The organism is Parafrankia colletiae, assembly GCF_001854655.1.
GTDB lineage: Bacteria > Actinomycetota > Actinomycetes > Frankiales > Frankiaceae > Parafrankia > Parafrankia colletiae.
Genome location: NZ_MBLM01000128.1, coordinates 53,452 through 72,819 on the forward strand (window position 1 = coordinate 53,452; position 19,368 = coordinate 72,819).

Annotated in this window: 20 protein-coding genes; 9 read left to right on the forward strand and 11 right to left on the reverse strand. The window is 70.9% G+C overall.

Going from position 1 to position 19,368, the window contains the following annotated elements; all coding sequences use genetic code 11:
- Window positions 1-136: 136 nt before the first annotated feature.
- From CC117_RS20050 to CC117_RS20080, 7 genes are all read right to left on the reverse strand, one after another.
- The gene (locus tag CC117_RS20050) at window positions 137-1,030 is read right to left on the reverse strand and encodes a carbon-nitrogen family hydrolase (protein WP_241830265.1); all 894 of its coding nucleotides are present in this window, start codon (window positions 1,028-1,030) and stop codon (window positions 137-139) included.
- 67 nt (window positions 1,031-1,097) lie between these two features.
- Entirely contained in the window at window positions 1,098-1,652 is a 555-nt protein-coding gene (locus tag CC117_RS20055; protein WP_071086421.1) for a Uma2 family endonuclease, read from the reverse strand.
- Window positions 1,653-1,783: 131 nt separating this feature from the next.
- Window positions 1,784-2,551 (reverse strand): hypothetical protein, encoded by a 768-nt coding sequence (locus tag CC117_RS20060; protein WP_071086423.1) that lies wholly within the window; start codon window positions 2,549-2,551, stop codon window positions 1,784-1,786.
- A 12-nt stretch (window positions 2,552-2,563) separates the two neighbouring features.
- Window positions 2,564-3,181, reverse strand: coding sequence for a TIGR03086 family metal-binding protein (locus tag CC117_RS20065; RefSeq protein ID WP_116287844.1), 618 nt, complete (start codon window positions 3,179-3,181; stop codon window positions 2,564-2,566).
- Window position 3,182: 1 nt separating this feature from the next.
- Window positions 3,183-3,686, reverse strand: a complete 504-nt coding sequence (locus CC117_RS20070) for an SRPBCC family protein (RefSeq protein ID WP_071086425.1) — start codon at window positions 3,684-3,686, stop codon at window positions 3,183-3,185.
- Window positions 3,686-4,042, reverse strand: a complete 357-nt coding sequence (locus CC117_RS20075; protein WP_071086427.1) for an ArsR/SmtB family transcription factor — start codon at window positions 4,040-4,042, stop codon at window positions 3,686-3,688. Before CC117_RS20075 ends, CC117_RS20070 begins: the two co-directional genes overlap by 1 nt.
- 127 nt (window positions 4,043-4,169) lie before the next feature.
- Window positions 4,170-4,508: a hypothetical protein gene (locus CC117_RS20080; protein ID WP_131803099.1), complete on the reverse strand. Its 339-nt coding sequence runs from the start codon at window positions 4,506-4,508 to the stop codon at window positions 4,170-4,172.
- A 918-nt stretch (window positions 4,509-5,426) separates the two neighbouring features.
- Between CC117_RS20080 and CC117_RS20085 the strand changes: the two genes are divergently transcribed.
- The 5 genes from CC117_RS20085 (at window position 5,427) to CC117_RS20105 (ending at window position 9,898) form a co-directional block, all read left to right on the forward strand.
- Window positions 5,427-6,131 (forward strand): sigma-70 family RNA polymerase sigma factor, encoded by a 705-nt coding sequence (locus tag CC117_RS20085; protein ID WP_241830266.1) that lies wholly within the window; start codon window positions 5,427-5,429, stop codon window positions 6,129-6,131.
- Entirely contained in the window at window positions 6,115-7,230 is a 1,116-nt protein-coding gene (locus CC117_RS20090) for a hypothetical protein (protein WP_071086431.1), read from the forward strand. The genes CC117_RS20085 and CC117_RS20090 overlap by 17 nt, the downstream gene beginning before the upstream one ends.
- Before the next feature lie 20 nt (window positions 7,231-7,250).
- Entirely contained in the window at window positions 7,251-8,312 is a 1,062-nt protein-coding gene (locus CC117_RS20095; protein WP_071086433.1) for an ABC transporter ATP-binding protein, read from the forward strand.
- Window positions 8,313-8,434: 122 nt separating this feature from the next.
- Entirely contained in the window at window positions 8,435-9,277 is an 843-nt protein-coding gene (locus tag CC117_RS20100; protein ID WP_071086435.1) for an ABC transporter permease subunit, read from the forward strand.
- Window positions 9,278-9,523: 246 nt separating this feature from the next.
- On the forward strand, window positions 9,524-9,898 hold the full coding sequence (locus tag CC117_RS20105; RefSeq protein ID WP_071086437.1) for a hypothetical protein: 375 nt from the start codon (window positions 9,524-9,526) through the stop codon (window positions 9,896-9,898).
- A gap of 7 nt (window positions 9,899-9,905) precedes the next feature.
- Here the strand turns inward: CC117_RS20105 and CC117_RS20110 are convergent, their stop codons facing one another.
- A complete protein-coding gene (locus CC117_RS20110; protein ID WP_071086439.1) occupies window positions 9,906-10,736 on the reverse strand; it encodes a serine hydrolase in 831 nt (276 codons plus the stop codon).
- A 270-nt stretch (window positions 10,737-11,006) separates the two neighbouring features.
- On the reverse strand, window positions 11,007-14,402 hold the full coding sequence (locus tag CC117_RS20115) for a DEAD/DEAH box helicase (RefSeq protein WP_071086441.1): 3,396 nt from the start codon (window positions 14,400-14,402) through the stop codon (window positions 11,007-11,009).
- A 131-nt stretch (window positions 14,403-14,533) separates the two neighbouring features.
- On the opposite strand from CC117_RS20115, the gene CC117_RS39825 reads away from it, so the two are divergent.
- Both CC117_RS39825 and CC117_RS20120 read left to right on the forward strand, forming a co-directional pair.
- On the forward strand, window positions 14,534-14,662 hold the full coding sequence (locus tag CC117_RS39825) for a hypothetical protein (RefSeq protein WP_256385399.1): 129 nt from the start codon (window positions 14,534-14,536) through the stop codon (window positions 14,660-14,662).
- Between the two features lie 34 nt (window positions 14,663-14,696).
- Window positions 14,697-15,059: a hypothetical protein gene (locus CC117_RS20120; protein WP_071086443.1), complete on the forward strand. Its 363-nt coding sequence runs from the start codon at window positions 14,697-14,699 to the stop codon at window positions 15,057-15,059.
- On the opposite strand, the gene CC117_RS20125 is transcribed toward CC117_RS20120, so the two are convergent.
- A complete protein-coding gene (locus CC117_RS20125; protein ID WP_071086445.1) occupies window positions 15,056-15,658 on the reverse strand; it encodes a TetR/AcrR family transcriptional regulator in 603 nt (200 codons plus the stop codon). The genes CC117_RS20120 and CC117_RS20125 overlap by 4 nt on opposite strands.
- Window positions 15,659-15,871: 213 nt before the next feature.
- Between CC117_RS20125 and CC117_RS20130 the strand changes: the two genes are divergently transcribed.
- Together CC117_RS20130 and CC117_RS20135 are read left to right on the forward strand one after the other, a co-directional pair.
- Window positions 15,872-17,371 (forward strand): NAD(P)/FAD-dependent oxidoreductase, encoded by a 1,500-nt coding sequence (locus CC117_RS20130; RefSeq protein WP_071086447.1) that lies wholly within the window; start codon window positions 15,872-15,874, stop codon window positions 17,369-17,371.
- Window positions 17,372-17,416: 45 nt separating this feature from the next.
- Window positions 17,417-18,040 carry a GNAT family N-acetyltransferase gene (locus tag CC117_RS20135; RefSeq protein WP_241830269.1) on the forward strand — a complete coding sequence of 208 codons (624 nt, stop codon included), beginning with the start codon at window positions 17,417-17,419 and terminating at the stop codon, window positions 18,038-18,040.
- A 27-nt stretch (window positions 18,041-18,067) separates the two neighbouring features.
- Here CC117_RS20135 and CC117_RS20140 read toward each other — a convergent pair whose 3' ends face one another.
- Entirely contained in the window at window positions 18,068-19,336 is a 1,269-nt protein-coding gene (locus CC117_RS20140; RefSeq protein WP_071086449.1) for a cytochrome P450, read from the reverse strand.
- Window positions 19,337-19,368: the final 32 nt, after the last annotated feature.

The following is a 19,368-nucleotide window of genomic DNA, read 5'->3' on the forward strand; positions in this document are numbered from 1 at the left end:
CCCGATTGGTGACAATAAGCGTAGTGCGTCAGCCACTTCGGATGTCTGAGGGGGCGGGTCGCGGACTCTGCGGGTAGCGCGCCGCGATTCCGGAACGGCATCCGCCATCCCGATGCGCCGGCCGGCCGGGAGAACCTCAAGGTCGAGGTGGGAGACCGCCTCGGGAAGTGCGGTCAATGCTGTCTGTCTTACGTTCCGGAACGGTGCCGAGTCGGCGGTGGGTGAGCACCGGGAACTCGGCACGTACGGCGGACAGCCGGGCGGGGTCGAGCACGGCCCGCAGGACCGCGGGCTCGGTGTCGCCCCGGGCGAGCACCTCGCCCCACGGGCCGACCACGAGGCTCGTGCCCGCCATGGCGGTGCCGGCCTGGCTGCCCGCGACGTTGCAGGYGATGAGAAAGACCTGGTTCTCCACGACGCGCGCCCGCACCAGCAGCTCCCAGTGCTCCAGCCGCGCCAGCGGCCACGCGGAGACCACGACGACCAGCTCGGCGCCACCGTCGACCAGGAGCCGGAACAGCTCGGGGAACCGCAGGTCGTAACAGGTGGCGAGGCCCACGGTGCCGAGCCCGGTGGGCACGACGCGCACCTCGTCGCCGGCGGTGAGCAGCTTCGCCTCCGCCGACTCGTAGCCGAACAGGTGGATCTTCCGGTAGGTGCCGAGGACCGCGCCGTCGGGGCCCAGCAGGGCGGTGGTGTTGCACAGCGCGCCGTCGGGCGTGCGCTCGACGAAGCTGCCGGCGACGAGGTGCAGCCCGCGCTCGGCGGCCACCTCGCGCAGTGCGCCGACGGTCGGGCCGTCCAGCGGCTGCGCCTGCTCCTCGTACCGGTCGAAGTTGAAGTAGCCGGTGGCCCACAGCTCGGGCAGGACGACGAGGTCCGTCTCCCGCGGGTCGAGCGCGCGCAGCTGGCCGAGGACCCGGGCCACCCTGCCGTCGTGCTCCTCGTCGTCGGGGCAGGCGAGCTGCAGCAGCGTCACCCGCACCGGGGCGGCGGGGTCATGAACAGATGTCTGCGGTGTGGTCGTCAACAGCGCCTCACTCCGCCCAGGGCGGCAGCCCTTGTTCCACCGGGCCCGCGGGCCCGCCGTCGGTTCGCTACAGCCGGGTGAGGTCGATCCTGACCGGGAAGGGGGCGACCGTGTCGACGAGACCGGTGAAGACCTCACCGTGGTGGTAGGCCCTGGTGGCCGGGTCGAGCACGTGGGTGTGGACGACCGGGACGCCGGCGGGGGGCTGCTCGATCCGCCAGTAGTAGGAGATGCCGACCTTCGCGTACTGCTCGGCCTTGACGATGCGGTCGGTCGTCTCCGAGCCGGGGGAGACGACCTCGGCGACGAGCAGGATGTGCTCGGGGCGGGTCGGCGTGACGTCGATCGTGTCGGCGCGGTAGACGACCACGTCGGGGCGCCGGTTCGTCAGCGGGACGTCCTGCAGGCGGACGTCGAAGTCGAAGTCGGCGTTCCAGACCGGCCCGGCGGCGGCCTCCAGGGCGACCGCGAGGATCTTGACGAGCCGGTTGTGGCGTTTCGACGCGCTGGGGCTCACGACGACCATCCCGTCGACGATCTCGATGCCCGCGCACTGCTCGTCGGACCAGGAGTCGTACTGCTGCGCCGTGATCTGCTGGTGCATCCAGGCGGGAGCAATCATCTCGGCGGTGATGACGCGTCTCCTTCCGCGGGCCGGCCAGCGTCAGCCGTCCTAGCCAGGGTAACGCGCTCAGGCCCGCCCGGCGGGCCCCTCAGGCGTGCCCCGATGTGCCTCCGCAGGCCTTCGCGCGCCTAGGTGGGGGAGCCCCGGGAGTCGGGAGGGCCCGGGCTGTCGGCTCCGGCGATGAGGGCGAACACACGCTCGCGCCKCCTGTTCCAGCGGGCGGCCCGTTCTCCGGCCCGGGCCAGCTTCCGCTCGTCATAGGTGCGCCGGGCCCACGGGCTGCGCGGGGCGGCGAGCCGCGTCACGCCCCAGACTCCGATGACGGTCGCGAACACGCTGAACAGGGCCAGCCAGGGCTTGCCCTTGAGCGCGGTCAGCATGGTCAGGGCCAGGTTGACCAGGACGAACGCGACCACCGTCCACCGGGTCAGACGTTCGTCCCCGCTGATGTTGTCCAGCCCGAAGGGGGCGACCCGGAGCAGCAGAAGCCCGGTCAGCGCCGTGGCGACGATGACGGCGTCGACGGACGAACGGCCCTCCCTGGTCCAGTAGACGTCCTTCAGGTGGAGCAGCAGCGCGAACTCGTCGAGCACGAGGCCGGCCCCGATCCCGAAGACGAGGGCGAGGACGTCACGCCACGGACCGGTGGTGTCCGTGGCGAAACTGATCGTGCCGGTCGTGAGCACCATGAGCACGCCGAAGAACTCGTGATGCAGGTGCACGCCACCGGCCGAGACGTTCCCCGGCCACCACCGGACGTTCGCCCGGATGAGACGGGCGGATGTCCTGATGAACAGGAAACCGCCGACCAGGCCCAGGAGCAGGAGCAGCAACGGCTCGCGGCCGGTCCTGACGATCTGTTCGTGATACGAGCCGGTGAGCCAGGACCACTCCATGCGCGGAGTCTGTCAGCGGCGCGGGCCCCCGGCCGGCCATGACGGGTAGGACGGGTCGCGGCCGATGAAGCCGAGCAGGCGGGTCTGGGCATCCGAGCCGGCGGGGACGGCGACCCGCGGCCCGTACTGGCCCGAGCCGCGGATGACGTCCTCCATCTGCTCCATGCCACCGACCAGCTGGGCGCAGTAGTCGGCGTCGAGGCGGTCGTCCTGGCCGGTCGCCCGGGCCAGGTCCCAGGTGTGCATGAAGACGTCCGACGTGTAGATCATGTCGGTGGCCGCGGCCAGCGGACGATCGCCGAGGTGCGGGTTGCGCAGCACCAGCGTGGCCGTGGCCGGGTCGTCGAGGAGCCGCTGGACGGCCTCGGTGTGGACCTGCCAGGCGCGCACCGGGTCCTCCTCGACGGCCGGGCCGCGGCGCAGCACCGGCCCGCCGCTGCCCTCGACGAAGCCGGCGAACCAGGTGCACAGGTGGCCGACCACGTCGCGCGCCGCCCAGCCGGTGACCGGTGTGGGGGCGTCCCAGTCGTGGGTGCCGAGCACCCGGTCGGTGAAGGTGGCCGCGATCAGCCGGTGACGCTCGGCCGGACGGTCGGCGAGCGCCACCAGCGCCGCCGGGGACGCTGTCATCTCAGACGGCACCCGAGGAGACCAGCGCGGCGAGCTTGGCGTAGCCCTCGTTGACGCCGGTCTCCATGCCGCCGCGCAGCCAGGCGTCCCGCGCCTCGAAGCTGTCGACCAGGGACTGGGCGTGCAGCCGGGTGCGGCCGTCGCCGAGGTCCTCGAACCACAGCGTCTCGAGCGCCACGCCGTCCGGCTCGGCCTCGAAGGTGAAGGTCTGCACGAGCCGGTCGGGACGGATCTCGTGGAAGCAGCCGCGGAACCGGAACTCCTGACCGTCCCGGCGGGCGACGTAGCGCCAGCTGCCGCCACTGGTGGCGTCCCAGTGCTCGATCGTCACGTCCAGACTGTCCGGCCCGACCCAGCGGACGAACAGGGCGGGGTCGGTGTGCGCGCGGAAGAGCTGCTCGGGGGTGGCGGCGAAGTCCCGCGTCATCCGGATCACCGGCACGGTCGGGTCGGCCTCGATCCGGGTCGTCTCGGCGGTGGCGGTGCTGCTGCTGTGGTTGCTCATCAGGCTGTTTCCTCCAGTGGTTGTTCGTCGTTCGAGGTGCCTTCGTTCATTGCGGCCAGGAGCGTGTCGAGGCGGCGGTAGCGCTCCTCGGCGCAGCGGCGGTAGCGCTCGATCCACCCTGTCATCAGGTCGAACACCTCGGCCTCAAGGTGCACGGGGCTGCGGTGCGCCGGCCCGGCCCTGCTGACCAGACCCGCCTGTTCGAGAACCTTCAGGTGCTTCGACACGGCCTGGACGCTCATGTCGTAGGGCGCGGCGAGCTCGCCGACGGTGGCGTCGCCCTCGGTCAGCCGGGCGACCAGATCCCGCCGCGTCGGGTCCGTGAGTGCCGCGAAGAGCCGCGACAGCTGATCCACACCCACCTCCCTCAACCATTCGGTTGACGATGACCCTAGGTGCCCGTACCGAGGACGTCAACCATCTGGTTGAGATTTATTGYCGCCGCGGACGGTGGACGGAGGAGCAGCCCGGTCTCCCCACGGTTCAGGTGCGCCGGATCTCGGTCTGCCACCACTCGTCGAGAAGGGCGTGCAGCAGCCAGGTGAAGGAGTCGCGGATCGTCCCGTCCGGGTCAGGATCATCGAGCGTCTTCCCGAGCGGCCAGTCGTCGGACCGGTAGACGAGGATCTCGCCGGCTCTGGTGTCCCGCACCCGGACGACGACCTCGCACATCGGGCCCGGCGGCCCCGGCGGGTCGGGCGCCATGGCSCCGGTCAGAGCGATCTCCACAGCGACCGGCTCGTAGGAAAGTTGGAATCCCGGCCGTACGTCCGCGAGGGACGCCTGCAGTCGGGCAAGAATGTCGGGTCCTTCCGGCAGCACCAGCATCATCCCCGATCTCGGTCCGACTTCGGCATGTGTGAGCGACTGGGCAGGGCGACGACAGGACGGACACGGTTGTCACCTTGACCGGGAAACGGCGCGACCGGTCGGCCTCGCAGCGCGGACCGYGGGCTGCCCGCCGGCACCCGCCTGGAGAGGACCACCACCACCTTCTCTCAGCGAGAGYGGCCGAGCGGCCGATTCCCTCTGGCGGGATCGGGCGACCCCTGCTCTATGGGGCGACCTGACCCGGCGGCGGGCAGCCCGCGGTCGGCGCCTGTCCGGTCGCCGTTTCCGGCTGCCGTTCCCGGGTRCTGCTTCCGGTTGAGGTGACGCTGCTGTCTGAACGGTCCTGTCACTGGTCGGACGGGCGGGTGGGGGTCGGGACGGCCGGTCCGGGGCGGCGTCCGGGGTCAGTGGCCGGGCGGGTGGACGTCGGGGGTGTGGGTGGGATGCCGATCGTCGACCAGGGCAGTCTTCGGGCACCGCCGTCGGTGGAGGCTGCGGGTTCGTCAGGCCGTTGACCAGGGCTTCTCGCGCCCCTGCCGGGCGTGGGAAGTAGCCACCCGAGACCTGGGGGGCGGGTGGTGTCTCTTCGGGGCCACTGCCCGCGAAGGCTTGCGGAACGGTCGTCGCCTTGATCCGTCAAGGGCCCGGCGGAGACGGACACAGGTGGCCCTATAGGAGCGGAAACGCAACACACGACCTCACGGCGAGAAACCAGCCACCGTGTCAGATCCACCGGATGCGACCCTCGGGAACCAGACCGCGACCAGCGCTGCCTCCGCTGCCCGGCGAGGTCGCCCAGTCGCTGATCTCGCTGAGGAGGATTGACCACCCCGCTCCCGTCGGCCGCGGCGGCAGGAGACGATCGACAGCCCGATGTCACAAGCGGGCTTGCGGCGGTGCTGTATGGCTATGGACCTGATACGGCACGGGCAGGCGGCGGGCGTCCCCGCTCTGGCGGGCCCCGGGGCGGCTGCCGCCGTGGCCGCCGGCAGTCGGGACGGGACGGAGGGGAGAACCGGGCGGATGGCGCTTCCCCGCCCTGCGCGCGGCACGGCGGTGCGCGGCACGGCGACCCACGGCGTCGAGGTGCGCAGCGCGGCGGGCGGTGTGGCGCACGTACGGCCCGACCTGGACGAGGTGTTCCGCCGTGACTACCGGGTGGTGGTCGGGGTGGCCGCGGGCGTGCTCGGCGACCGGCACCAGGCGGAGGACGTCGCCCAGGAGGTCTTCCTCTCCTTCAACCGGTCGTCGGTGCCGGCCGCGCAGACCCGCGGCTGGCTCTGCGTCGCCGCCGCCCACACCGCGCTGAACCACATCCGTTCGCACCGGCGCCGCGCCGGGCGGGAGGAGACGGCGGCCACGGTCGCGCATGCCGTCGGCGTGCCCGACGTCGCCGAGGCCGTGGTCCTGCGGGACGAACATCGCCAGGTGCGCGCCGCCCTCGCCCGGCTCCCGCGCACCCAGGCCGTGGCGCTCGTCCTGCGACACAGCGGCCTGAGCTACGCCGACGTCGCCACCGCTCTCGACATGTCCCCGACCAGCATCGGTACCACCGTCCGCCGTGCCGAATCCGCCCTACGAAAGGAGCTGCACCGTCATGGGTCACACATCTGACGGCGTGCTGCGTCGGCTGCTCGACGAGCCGGCCGGGGTGGCCGACGCCGACCGCGAGCACACCGCGAGCTGCCCACGCTGCCTGGCCGCACTCGCCACCATGCGCGAGGACGCCGCCGTCGTCCACGCGGCACTGGCCGCCGCCGGCAGCATCGCCGGCACCATCGCCGCCCCCGTCGACGAGGACGCCGCCTGGCACCGCCTGGTGGCCGCGGCACCCGCGGCATCCGCGGCGGCAACCGGCCGCCCGGCCGCCCGCTCCCCGCGCCGCCGGCGGGTGGGGCAGTTCGCGCGCCGCCCGATCGTCGCCGCCCTGGCCGCCTCCGTCGTCATCGCCGGGGCCGGAACCGCCGCGGCCAACGGCTGGCTGCAGATCTTCCAGACCGAGCGGGTCGCGGTGATCGGCCTGCGCGCCTCCGACCTGGTCGCGCTGCCCGACCTGAGCGCGTACGGCGAGCTCGAATGGAGCCAGCAGCCCGCCCTGCGGGAGGTCGACGACGCGGCGGCCGCAGCCGAGCAGACCGGTCTCGACGTCCCCGACGTCGAACATCTTCCCCGTGGCGTCGACGGTCAGTCGCTGATCCAGGTGAGCGACGAGGCCGAGGCCGTGTTCACCTTCTCGACGCAGCGCGCCGCGCAGGCGGCCGCCGCCGAGGGCCGCCCACTGCCGCCCGTCCCGCCCGGCCTGGACGGATCGCGGGTGCGGTTGACCGCCGGCCCGGGCGTGGCGCAGATGTGGCCCTCCACGAGTGGCGCCCCCGCGCTGATCGTGGGCCACGCCGTCGCACCCAGGGCGTTCTCCTCCGGTGTCCCGTTCGGGACGGTCCGCGACTACGTCCTGTCCCTGCCCGGCCTGCCCGACGAGGTCGCGGCGCAGCTGCGCACCTACGCCGCGGACGGCACCACCCTGCCGCTGCCGGTGCCCAGCGACGAATTCACCACGAAGCCGGTGGACGTCGACGGCACTCCCGCGACCGCGCTGGCCAGCCGGGACGGCACCTTCGCCGCGGTCGTCTGGGTGAACGGCGGCGAGCTGTTCGCCGTGGCCGGCTCGCTGTCCACCGACGAGGTCCTCACGACGGCCCGGGAGCTGCGGTGACCTCCCCGACCCCTGCGGCCATGGCCGCCACCGCCACCGCCACCGACGTCGACGAGGCGACGCTGCGTACGACGGCACGCCTGGTCGAAGGCCTGCAGCCGTCGCCCGCCGTCTGGAGCTCCGGACTGCGCAAGCGGTACGGCCGGCGCACCGCCGTCGAGGACGTCTCCCTGGAGGTCGGCCGCGGGCAGGTCGTCGGCCTGCTCGGTCCCAACGGGGCCGGCAAGACCTCGGTGATCAAGATGCTGCTGGGCCTGGTCCGGCCCGACGCGGGGGAGGTGCTCCTGCTCGGGCGGCCAGCCAGCGACCCGGCTGCCCGCGCCCGCGTCGGCTACCTGCCGGAACTCTTCCGCTACCAGCCCTGGCTGAGCGCCACGGAGGTGCTGACCCTGCACATCCGGCTCTCGGGTGCCGACGTGACCGCGCGGGAGCGGCAGGCCTGCCTGGCCCTGGTCGGCCTCGCCGAGCGCGCCGGCGACCGGGTCGGCGGCTTCTCCAAGGGGATGCAGCAGCGGCTCGGGCTCGCCGTCGCCCTGATCGCCCGGCCCGAGCTCGTGATCCTCGACGAGCCGACGAGCGCGCTGGACCCGCTGGGCCGTGCCGACGTCCGCGACATCGTCCTGGACCTGCGCTCCCGCGGCGTCGCGGTGCTCCTCAACTCGCACCTCATCGGCGAGGTCGAACGGGTCTGCGACCGGGTCGTGATCCTCGACCGCGGCCGGGTGGCGGCGGCGGGCACGCTGCGTGAGCTCCTCGGCCAACGCGAGCTCCGGCTGCGGCTGACGGACGTCTCCCCGGCCGCGCACCGCTGCCTGACCGCGGTCGGCAGCGTCGAGCGATCGGGCGACTGGTTCACGCTGGTGCTGCCGCCGGACCCCGCAGACCCGGACCCGGACCTGGGTACGGGCACAGGCAACGGATCGGGTGGCGCGGCAGCGGACGTCGTCCCGGGGCTGGTGGCCGAGCTCGTCGGCCTGGGAACACGGGTGCACGCCGTCGAGCCGGCGCGCATCAGCCTGGAAGAACGGTTGCTCGGCATCCTGCGCGCCGGCTCCGCCGACCGACCGGAGGACACACGATGACAACCCGACTGTCCCCGCCCGGAGCGGGCGCCCCGCCATCCGCGGCAACGCCATCCGCGGCAACGCCACCCGCGACCGCGTCGGGACGGCTGCCGCGGGCCCGGCTGGGAACGGTCCGGACGGTGCTCACCATCGCGGCGCTCACCCTGCGGGAGGCCTCGCGGCGCCGGGTGATGCTGGCGCTGGCGGTACTCACCGTGCTGCTGCTGACGCTGAGCGGCTGGGGCTTCTCCCGGTTGGCCGCCGAGTCCGACTCCGGCGGGCTGACCACCGGTGAGCGGTTGCTGGCGTCCTCCGAGATCCTGAATCTCGTCATGTTCGGGCTCAGCCTGATCGCCGCGCTGGGCACGGCCTTCCTCGCGGGCCCGACGCTCGCCGGCGAGACCGAGTCGGGTATCGCGCTGGCCGTGCTCGCCCGGCCGATCCGGCGGTCGGCGTTCCTGCTGGGCAAATGGCTCGGCCTGGTGGCGTTCGGCAGCATCTACACCGTCCTCGCCGGGCTCGCGCAGTGCGTCGTGGTCAAGGTGACGGCCGACTACTGGCCTCCGCAGCCGGCGTCGGCCCTCGCCCTGCTCGCCGCGCAGGTCGTGGTGCTGCTGACCCTCGCGCTGCTGCTGTCGACGGTCGTCTCCCCGATGGCCTCGGGTGTGGTCTCGGTCGGTCTCTTCGGCGCCACCTGGGTGGCCGGTGTCGTCGGCGGCATGGGTGTGGCGCTCCACAACGAGAGCATGGAACAGGTCGGTGCCGTCTCGCGGATCGTGCTGCCCACCGACGGCCTGTGGCGCGGGGCGATGCACGGATTCCAGGACCCGTCGGTGCTCCTCCAGCTCAGCGGGGGAGATCTGGCGGCGTTCCCGTTCCTGAGCGTGTCGTCTCTGACCGGTGTCTATCTCGCATGGTCGGTCGTGTGGGTGGCCATCATCTGGGCACTGGCGGCGACATCCTTCCAGCGCCGAAACCTGTGAACCCGAGCGCCATCGGTGTTGCGCTGGAACCTACGGTCATACCCGGTTCGTAGGGAAGGCAAGGGCCACTCCCTGATGATCGGAAAATGCCCCGATGTGATTTCTGGTCACATTCTCTCTCGATTCCTGGCGGGAGTTCTGTTTGTTTCTTTCCTCTCCTCCTGTCGCCCAGGTGAGTACGCGACGGGGGAGGATGTCTGTAAGGAGACGAACAGGCGTCTCGCTGAAAGCCTGAATGATCTTCCCGTGCTCGATCTGCATCCCACCGGTACGGTGCTACGCGAGCAGAGTGCCGGGTGTGGGTACGAGACCGCGCAGGCGGCGCGGGCCTACGGGCCCGTGGCCTCGATTGATGAAGTAATGCAGTTCTATCGCGAGGTCCTTCCCCCGGAGGGCTGGCACCTCGAATTTGACGGCGGGGCTCCCGCCCCCCATGGCTCGCCTGCTACTGGACGAGTCCTTTGCTTCTCCCAAGCCAGGTCCGTCGAAGGAGTCCCCGCGATTTTGTCAGTATGGTCCGACGTCGACGTCGACGCGTCCGGCAGCGACCGGCTGCCTTCCAGTGACTTCGGTCTCATCGTGACCGCGACGCGCGAAGATGAAAATTCGACGTTCTGCTAGTGCCGTGTCAGCCTCGCACGGGTCCGGCGGCCCAGGCGATCCGGGACAGGCCCGCGACGGTGGTGATCCCGGTGTTCATGGTGACGCTGTTCCGGGTGTAGACGGCCATCACGTAGTCGCGCCCGCCGCCGTGCACGTGGGCCAGGCTGTCGATCACCCAGCCGCCGTCGTACGGCAGCCAGCCGTTCTTGATCTCCACCGCGACACCGGACGGCACGCCTGCCGTCAGACCCCACCGCTGGGAGGAGACAACGCTGCGAAGCAGCTCTCTGGCGGTGGTCCGGGCGGCGGCTGACAGCGTCCGGTTGGGGTAGGCCACCGCGCGCAGGACGGCGAGCTGGTCGCGTGCCGTGGTCTTCGTCAGGCCCCACTTGCCGCCGGCGCCGGCGGTGGTCGAGGTCATTCCGAGGCGGCGGAAGAAGGCGTTCATGCCCGCTGTACCCCCGGCCTGCCGCCAGAGCGTGCTGGCCGCCGCGTTGTCACTGACCGAGATCATCTTCCTGGCGAGCGTCGTCTGGGCGGCGGTGAGCCGGCCGCTCGTCCCGGTCTTCGACAACAGTGCCGCCAGGATGTCCAGCTTGACGGTGCTGGCGGTCTCCCAGCCCGTCCGGGACGAGTTGCCGCTGACGACGGTCGCCCCGGAGCTGGCGTCGTACAGGGCGACACTGACCGCGCCGGGCCTCCCGGTCAGGTAGGTGCGGAACCGCGCCGCGAGCGCGCTCGCGGTCGTGCCGTTCGCCGCGAGCGACGTGCGTGCGGACGCGGCGCTCGCCGGGCCCGTGGCGGCTGTGGCGGCTGTGGCGGCTGTGGCGCCGGACGTCAGCAACAGGGCGACCACGCTGCCGAGAACGGCGAGYCGCCGGCGAGTGCCTGAAGTAACTGGTCGGTGACTGAAATGCCCGTCTGGGCACCTTCTGTTGGCCATGTCCGATGTCTACGGACACAAAATCAGTCCAGACATGTACCTCACGTTAATCAGTGTAAATTGCTTTACACGGAAAGTGTTGATGGTGATGCCAAGGGTGTCCAGGTCCTCGGGCGGCCTCGGGTTCGCCGCACGGCACCCCGGCACGCCGGCGCCTGACGGAGCTCGGGAGAGAAGGGCTGTTCAGGACAGCAGTTCGCGGATGTCGTCGGCGTCCAGTGCGGTGCCGGTGAAGTCGCCGCTGTCCATGACTCCGGAGAACAGGCCGGCCTTGCGGGCTTTCAGAGCCATGACCTTCTCCTCGATGGTGTCCCTGGCCACGAGCCGGTACACCATGACGTTGCGGGTCTGGCCGATGYGGTGCGTGCGGTCGACCGCCTGGGCCTCGGTGGYCGGGTTCCACCAGGGGTCGAGCAGGAAGCAGTAGTCCGCCTCGGTCAGGTTCAGCCCGGATCCGCCGGCCTTGAGGCTGATGAGGAAGACCGGGGCCTGTCCCTCCTTGAACCGGCGGAGGACCGCGGCCCGGTCGCGGGTCGCGCCGTCCAGATAGCAGTGTTCGATGCCGTCCGCGTCGAGCGCCTCCTGGACCCGGCCGAGGAAGCGGGTGAACTGGCTGAAGACGAGCGCGCGGTGCCCGCCGTCGGCGACGTCCCGCAGCTGTTCGAGCAGCACGTCGATCTTGGCGCTGGGCAGCTCGTCGTGGGCGTCGTCGACGAGTCCGGCGTGCAGACTGAGCTGCCGCAGCGCGGTGAGCGAACGCAGGATGGTGAACCGGTTGCGGTTCATGTCGCCGATCAGGCCCAGCACCTTCTGCCGTTCGCGCTGCAGGTGGGTCTGGTAGATCCGGCGGTGGCGGGGGTGCAGGTCGACGTCGAGGATCTRCTCCTGCTTCTCGGGAAGCTCCGGGGCGACCTGCTCCTTGGTCCGCCGGATCATCAGCGGCCGGATCCGGCGCCGCAGCTGCCCCAGGCGTTCTGCATCGCCCTGTTTCTCGATCGGGCGGGCGAAGTAGTCGTGGAACCGGGTCCGGTTCGGGAACAGGCCCGGCGCGGTGATCGACAGCAGCGACCACAGCTCCATGACGTTGTTCTCCATCGGCGTCCCGGTGACCGCCAGCTTGAACGGCGCCGGCAACAGACGCGCGCACTGGTAGGCCTTCGCCTGATGGTTCTTGACGGTCTGCGCCTCGTCGAGCATCAGGCCGGCCCAGGAGGCGGCGGCATAGGCCTCGATGTCGAGCCGGAAAAGCGTGTAGGACGTCACGACCACATCGGCGGCGCCCACGAGATCGGCGAGGGTCCCACCGCGGCGGCGCAGAGTGTCGGTGACGACGGCGACCCGCAGCGTGGGCGCGAAGCGGGCAGCTTCGGAGGCCCAGTTCGTCACCACGCTCGTCGGCGCGACGATGAGGAAGGGCGGGAGCGCCGGATCGGTCTCGCGGGCGTGGCAGATCAGGGCGAGTGACTGCACCGTCTTGCCCAGGCCCATGTCGTCGGCGAGGATGCCGCCGAGCTGGCACTCCCACAGGAAGCTCAGCCAGCGGAAGCCGTCAGCCTGGTAGGGCCGCAGGTCGGCTCGCAGCGTCTCCGGCGGATCCTGCGCGCCGGCTGTGGGGAGCTCCAGCAGGCCGGTCACCTGGCGGCGCCACTGCTCCGCCTGGCGGACGACGACGCCGACGCTGACGAGCTCCTCCCACAGCCCGGCCTGGAAGCGACTGATGCGCAACGGCCCGCCGGGGGCGTCCTGCAGGGCCTTCGCCTCCTCGACCAGACGGCGCAGGCTCGACAGCTCCGGCCGATCCAGACCGAAGTAACTGCCGTCCTCGAGGAGCAGGTGCGACTCCCGCCGGCTCAGTCCCGCCAGGATCGCCGTGAACGGCAGCTCGCGTCCGTCGAGGGTGACGGCGACACCGAGATCGAACCAGTCCGGGTCGCCCGGCACGGCATCGGTGGAGACCTCGATCCGCAGCTCGTCGCCGACCTCGCGGTAGTCGACGGGACGCCCCCCGATCTCGACGGTGATCCCGTCATGGGCCGACAGCACCGGCAGCAGTTCGGTGGCGAACCGCATCGTCTCGACCCCGCTGAGCCGGACGGACGAAGCCGGAACGACTTCCGCACCCGGCGGCAGCAGCCGCCCGGCGGCGGGCGGCAGGTTCAGACCGGCGAGGATCTCCGTCTCAGCGGCCCTGTCGCGATACTGGTCGACACGTCCGCCGCCACCGACGTCGCCGCGGCCATCATGAGCGTTGCCGTTGCCGTTGCCGTCGTGGTCGCTGTCGTCGCGGTGCAGCGGTGCGCGCAACCGCACGTCCCCGACCGCGTAGTCCCACTCCCAGCCGATGTCGACGGTGTGCCCGGGGCCGAAATCCACCCGGGCGACCAGGGCCGGCGGCGTGATCACCGGCGGCTCGAAGGAGCCGTCGCTGGAGACGACCCGAGCCAGCCGGCGCAGACCGGGGTAGAACTCGGCCACGAACCGCGCCCGCCCGCTCGCCGGGACGCGCAGGCTCCTGTTCTCCACGGCCATCCGCGCCAGTGCCGCCGGCACGGGCGCGGTCAACCGGGCCAGCCGGATACGCCAGTCCTCCGGGCGGTCCGACGCCGCGACCGCCGCCCGGTCGACACCGACGACGCCATGATCGCCGATGAACGCGAACGGTGCGACGGCCACACCCGACTCGGCCATCGTCAGCAGCGGACCGACCGTGAGCGCCGCCGCCGGCGAGGAGCCGGTGATATCCAGGCAGAGCTCGGCGGAGCCGTACGGCTCGATATCACCGAGCCGTTTGCGCCCGTGCACCAGTCGCACCCCGGCCGCCGCGGCATCGTCGAGCAGCGGCCATATCCGGGGGCTCGTGAACGCACTGAAGTCGAGATACTTCTCGTCGCCGTAGGAATAGGCGCCGTAGCCGGTATCGTCCTGACCGGCCAGGTAGACGGCGTAGATCTCCCGCAGGATACGTACGTGCTCCTCGACATAGCTGTCCCGTTGGTAGTGCCTGTCGGGCGCGTGCAGCTTCGACCAGGAAAGCGCGTTGACCCAGGTGGTCTTACCGGGCTTCACCACCCGTGCGAGCACGCTCAGCAAGGGCCAGCCCTGCCCCGACCGGGCCGCCGGCGTCTCGGCGGAAAGCGTCAGCTCGACGGCGAGCGGCGTCGCTTCGTCTGCCCCAACCCCGGCCGAGTGATCGCGCAGCAGGTCTGCGAGCGACGAGGCCCAGCCCTGCGACGCCCCGGCGCCGGGCCGGCGGGGCGGGTTGTGCCTCGCGGCCTGCTCGGCCGCCGTCAGCACGAGCGCGACCGCATGCTTGCAGTCGACGCCCACCGGGCAGCTGCACTGGGAATCGTCAAAGCACCACGGCCCTCGAGACCGCAGGACGGTGAAATACACGGTGGTCACATAGCGCTGCCCGTGGCTCCCCGCCACCAGGCCGTGGAGCGCGTTTCCGGTCGATCGCCAGGAAAGCTCGACCACGGCGCCCTGCTGCGCGTACTGGGTACCCCGCCGGTAGGTGGCATCGCCGACAGTGGCACGCAGGTCACTCCGGTCGACGCTCTGCAGCTCCGCGGGCAACATGCCCTCGACGCTAACAGCGTCCCGGCCGGCCCTTTCCTTGCACTTCGTGAAGACCACGCAGGTGGACACAGTGCTCTCCGTCGGCGTCGCCCAGCGTCCGGTCGGTCCGCGGCCAGGGAAGCCCGCCAGCCATGCTGCCGAGTCAGTCGGCGTGGGGGAGGAGGTTCGACAAGCTCGCCGTCCGCTACGAGGCCACGATCCACCTTGCCGCGATCAACGAAGGGCTCCGGCCGCTGACCGGGATCCGGCTGTCATGCTGAACCCGGAACCGTCAGTGGGACAGGAGGCAGGGTGATGGACGCCGAGCGCTACCGCGCCGACAGCGAGAACGGCGACCACGCGCACGACCCGTCAGCACGTGTGCTGACGAGGCTGATCGCGACCCTCGACCAGACCGGCAACACCTTCGTCGTGATCCAGCCCGACACCGCCGACCCGGCCTGGTTCACCTCCGCCGTCCTGCTTGACTCCCTCACCTACGAAGTCGAACGCTGCGACCACCGCACCGGCGAACACACCACAACCACCATGACGAACCCCGCCACCATCGCCCACGACCTCACCGCCTGGATGACCAGCCGCCAGCCAGACGCCCAGCCATCCAGGTCAAAGCACGTCCAGAACCGGGCCCGCGGCGGCGCAAGGCCCGAAGCCTAGGGTGCTCGGCGAGCGTAGCCGCGGACGAACAGGCCGACAGCGGAGCGCAGAGCCGTGTCGAGAGCTGGGTCGTCGATCGTGGGCGGAGTGTGGACGGCGAAGGTGCCGAGCTCCGTCATCTCCCAGACGGTTCCGTTCACGAGGGCTATGAAGTGGCCTGCGGCGCGGGCGGGATCATCGATGCTCAGCACGCCGCCGTGAGCGAGGCGAGCGAGCTGGCCGATCAGCTCGGACCACACCGGTGTCGCGACGCGCTGCCGCCAGAGCTGCATCAGCTGGGGATGACGGGGGCCCTCGGTCTGGAGTAGCAGGCGCAGGGCCGCCGTGCGTGGGTGCAGAAAGGTTGCCATGATCCGGCGCGCAAGCTCGTTCAGGTAGACCTCGGGGTCCGGCAGGTCGCTGGGAAAGTGTGCCGTCGCCTCGCGCAGGGTGCCCAGTGTCGCGGTGAGGTGCTCGTCGATGGCGCTGAGGAACAGCGTCTCCTTGTCGCCGAAGTGGTTGTAGACGGTCTGGCGGGAGACCGGTGTGGCCGCGGCGACGTCCTCGAGTGTCGTGGCCGCGTAGCCCTGGCGGACGAAGAGGTCGAGCGCCGCCGACATGATCGCCTCCCGCTTGGCGGGCCGGCCGCGTGCAGGTGCCCTCGACGTCCGCCGAGTCCCCGGCGCCCCCGGCGGCTCTGGAACTCCCGTGGACACCCGTCCACCCTAGACTTGGACAGTCGTGTCTAAAATTTGAGGCATGCCCGTCCAGCTATCTGTGCGGAGAGCTGCGCTGAGCGCGTGGTCCGCGTGCCACCTGGCGAAGGAGACGATGTGTCCGAGTCCGAACGTCCCCACACGGTTGTCATCGGTGCCGGCCCAGCCGGGCTGACGGCCGCCTACCAGCTCGCGGCCCGCGGCGCCCCTGTGACGGTCTTCGAGGCCGACGACGTCGTCGGCGGGATAAGTCGAACCGTCGTGCGGGACGGGTGGCGGTTCGACATCGGCGGTCACCGTTTCTTCACCAAGGTGTCGGCGGTCGAGGCGCTCTGGAACGAGATTCTGCCCGAAGAGGATTTCCTGCTCCGTCCCCGCATGAGCCGGATCTACTACCAGGGCAGGCTGTACGACTATCCGCTGCGAGCGTTGAATGCTCTGCGAAACCTGGGACCGTGTGAGGCGGCTCTCGCGATCGGCTCTTATCTGTACGCCCGCGCGCGCCCACCGAAGGACCCGGACGCAAACTACGAGTCGTGGCTGGTCGCCCGGTTCGGATGGCGCCTGTACCGGACGTTCTTCAAGACCTACACGGAGAAGCTGTGGGGGATTCCGGTGAGTGAGATGCCCGCCGACTGGGCCGCTCAGCGGGTCAAGAACCTCTCCCTCTCCTCGGCGATCGTCAACGCGGTCCTCCCGAAGCGGAACCAGAAGGAGATCACCAGTCTTATCGAGGAGTTCCGCTATCCGAAGTACGGGCCCGGCATGATGTGGGAGGAGGCTGCCCGCAAGGCTGAGAAGATGGGCGCGGGCGTCGTCCTGAACTCGGCCGTGACGGCGATCCATCGGGCGGACGGGCGGGCCGTCGCCGTCTCCGTCACCTCCGCGGCCGGGGGGCCGGATCGGGTGCCAGCAGACCAGGTGATCTCCTCCATGCCGATGTCCGCGTTGCTCACCTGCATGGATCCGCCCCCGCCGGTCGAGGTGCTGGAGGCCGCGAACGACCTGCGTTACCGCGACTACCTGACGGTCGCCCTGGTCGTGCCGCAGGAGTTCGGTTTCCCGGACAACTGGATCTACATCCACGACCCCGGTGTGCGCGTCGGCCGTATCCAGAACTACGGATCATGGTCGCCGTACCTGGTGAAACAGGGGCGCACCTGCCTCGGTCTGGAGTTCTTCGTCTTCGAGGGCGACGAGATGTGGACGATGCCGGACCAGGACCTGATCGCCCTGGGCGCCGCGGAACTGGAGACCCTCGGCCTGGTCCGTCCGGGTGCGGTGGAGGCCGGCTATGTGGTGCGGGTACCCAAGGCATATCCGACGTACGACCAGTTCTACCGCCGTAACGTCGACCTGATGCGAAGCTGGCTGGAGGAGAACACGCCCAATGTCCACCCGGTGGGGCGCAACGGCATGCACCGCTACAACAACGCCGACCACTCGATGCTGACCGCGATGCTCACCGTGGAGAACATTCTGGACGGCTCGGGGCACGACGTGTGGACCGTCAATGTGGAACAGGAGTATCACGAGGAGAAGGGTGCGGCCGAAGTAACGGGAGAGTCCCGGGGCGCCACGGGAACCGGCCGCGGCGCGCCTGTCATCCCGCGGTGAGACGGGTAGGGGCTGGTTCGTCGGGTTCTCCGCCGAAGGTCCGGGATGGCAGACTCGGTGGCGATGACTCGTTCGGGGGCCCAGGYCGGGGGCGTGCGGGTGCGGCGGATCCGGGCGGATGACGCCGGGGTGCTGCGGGAGGTCCGGCTCGCGGCGCTGGCCGACGCACCGGAGGCGTTCTGGCGCACCTACGACGACGAGGTTGCCCGGCCGGTGGCCGACTGGGAGGCCCGGGCACGGCTCGGCGCGTCCGGGGAGGCCGATGCGACGTTCCTGGCCGAGCGGGACGGCCTGGTGATCGGTTCGGTGTCGGCACACACCCCCTCCGCGGCGCGGGACCTGCGCGAACTGGCGGCGATGTGGGTGGCGCCCGCGGCCCGTGGCTCGGGCGTTTCGGACGCACTGGTGACTGCGGCGCTGGGCTGGGCCCGCGTTGTCGGCGCAGCCGGTGTCCGGTTGTGGGTCGTGCCGACGAACACCCCGGCCCGCCGGATGTACGGCCGGCACGGGTTCGCGGTGGTCGGCGGTCCGGAGCCGGTGACGGACGATCCGGCGGTGAAGGTCTACGTGCCGATGCTGCTGACCCTGGACGGCACCGCCACCGCGGACGCGGACTACCGGGAACGCTCCTGCTCCCCGTGGTCACCACCGACCTCCGGCGAGGACTGAGCGCCAGTACCCCGGCCGCCTCGCCGGTCAGCTGGCGGTTGACCGGGTGCGTGCGTCCCGTGGGGCCTGCTGCCGCACCGAGACGGGGAGGCGTTCGGGGCCGCGCAGGATGACGTTCGGCTTGTAGTCGGGCTCGTCGGTGTGCGGGTCGAGGGTGATGCCGCGCTCGATCAGCCGCCGGAGCAGGATCTCCATCTCCAGCAGGGCGAGCCCGGCACCGAGGCAGAAGTGGACGCCCAGGCTGAACGCGAGGTGCCGCGGCGCGGGGGCCTGCCGCCGGTGGAAGCGGGTGATGTCGAGGCGGTCCGGGTCGGGGTAGGCGGCCGGGTCGCGGTTCGCCGCGGCGAGCAGGACCGCCACCCCGGTGTCGGCCGGCAGGGCCCGGTCGGCGAGCTCGAGGTCGGTGAGGGCATCGCGGGGGATCAGCTGGATCGGTGCGTCGAAGCGGAGGAGCTCCTGGACGGCGCTGGGGATGAGTTCCGGATCGGCGTGCAGCGCGGCGAGCTGGTCGGGGCGGCGCAGCAGGGCGAGCAGGCCGTTGCCGATCAGGTTCACGCTGGTTTCGTGACCGGCGTTCAGCAGCAGGTTCCCGGTGCCGTGGAGCTCGGTGTCGCTGAGGCCGTCGCCGTTCTCGTCGACCGCGGCCAGCGCGCTGATCAGGTCTGCCGCCGGGTGCTCGCGCCGGGCGCGGGCAAGGTCCCGGAAATACTCGTAGAACGCGGCGGTGGACTCGTCCCGGCCGGTCTTCTCCTCTGGGCTGAGCAGGAACTCCGGGTCCAGCCCGCGGGCGATGGCGATGGACCACGTGTGGAAGACGGGATAGTCGGCGGCGGGAACGCCGAGCAGCTCGCACACGATGGTCATGGGCAGCGGATAGGCGAGCGCCGCGATCAGGTCGGTGTCACCTGCGTCGACCATGGCGTCCAGCAGCTCGTCGACGAGCTGTTCGATGCGCGGGGCCAGCCCGGTGATCATCCGGGGTGTGAACGTCCGGCTGACCAGTGACCGTAGCCGCGTGTGCTGCGGCGGGTTCATGAACAGGAAGGAGTCGCCGCCGCGGAAGGCGCCGTCCGGAGTCTGGTTGTGTCCCCAGGAAGGGTTCTGCAGCACGGCGGTGCATTCGGCGTGCCGGGTCACGACCCACACCCCCAGTGGGGTTTCGTGCAGCGGGCCGGCTTCGCGTAGCTGCGCGAACAGGGGATAGGGATCGGCGCGGTGCTGGGGGCTGAACAGATCCAGCAGAATCCGGGTCACCGCATCGGCGTCCAGTTCGGGGCTGTGCTGAGAGAGGGTCAACTGCGCCTCCTGGGAGATCCGATCGGGTCTGC